Origin of the sequence: Haloferax sp. KTX1, assembly GCF_902410085.1 — an archaeon.
In the GTDB taxonomy this organism is placed as follows: Archaea; Halobacteriota; Halobacteria; order Halobacteriales; family Haloferacaceae; genus Haloferax; species Haloferax massiliensis.
Window position 1 is genome coordinate 1 of record NZ_CABPRH010000038.1, and the last position, 724, is coordinate 724.

Genomic DNA, 724 nt, shown 5'->3' on the forward strand with positions numbered 1-724 from the left:
GGCCGATACCGTTCGCGCCGTTGAGCGATTCCAGGTCACCGGGGTCGAAGGCGTCACCGACGAGGCCCATCTCGACGTGGCTGTACTGCTGGAACCCGTCGTGGGTGACGATACCGGCTGATTCCTGACCGCGGTGCTGGAGCGCGTACAAGGAGTAGTAAAGCGGTCGGGCGGCGTCACGGTCCTCCAAAGAGATGCCAACAACGCCGCACTTCTCGTGCATTTGTGTTGAGTGTGTTATTCGCCCGCTTTCGACTGCCACTCGTAGTCACGCCGCTTGGCCGACTTGCCGAAACCGCACGACGAGCAGACCTTCTTTTTCGTGTGATACGACTTTTCGCCACACCGTCGACACTTCGTGTGCGTCGTGGTGTTTTTCTTGCCCTGACTCGGAGTTCCTGCGCCAGTCATGGAGTAATTGAGACGACGTTATCGCCGCGTATAATCGTTGTGTCTTCATCCTCGACGACGAGGTTCATGTGTTGATCGTAGCCGGTGAGTTCTCCTTCAAAGAGTTCGCCACCTTTCAGCTGTACGGTGACTGTCTCACCGAGGGACGCTTCGAGTACATCCAGCGGTCGTCCACTCATGTACGGTTTGGATAGTGACGGGCGCTTAAACGTACCGTTTGTATGGTGGCACGCGCGAGGCCGGTCCGCTTCCCTACACGTCGACGCTAAAGGGCGCTCGGTCGGCCGCTCGGACGGCGAAGCCGGCCAGCAGG

2 protein-coding genes and 1 pseudogene are annotated in these 724 nt (G+C 59.0%); all 3 read right to left on the reverse strand.

Annotated elements, in window-relative coordinates:
• A pseudogene (locus tag FY251_RS20605) lies at positions 1-223 on the reverse strand (amidophosphoribosyltransferase); the annotation flags it as partial.
• A 14-nt stretch (positions 224-237) separates the two neighbouring features.
• A complete protein-coding gene (locus tag FY251_RS20610) occupies positions 238-411 on the reverse strand; it encodes a 50S ribosomal protein L37e (RefSeq protein WP_004517916.1) in 174 nt (57 codons plus the stop codon).
• Positions 408-590, reverse strand: coding sequence for an LSM domain-containing protein (locus FY251_RS20615; protein ID WP_004517917.1), 183 nt, complete (start codon positions 588-590; stop codon positions 408-410). The genes FY251_RS20610 and FY251_RS20615 overlap by 4 nt, the downstream gene beginning before the upstream one ends.
• Between the last annotated feature and the right edge of the window lie 134 nt (positions 591-724).

What these genes read in the sequence shown, in the direction of transcription:
- FY251_RS20610 (WP_004517916.1), bottom strand. Translation starts at nt 411, where the DNA reads ATGACTGGCGCAGGAACTCCGAGTCAGGGCAAGAAAAACACCACGACG.
- FY251_RS20615 (WP_004517917.1), bottom strand. Translation starts at nt 590, where the DNA reads ATGAGTGGACGACCGCTGGATGTACTCGAAGCGTCCCTCGGTGAGACA.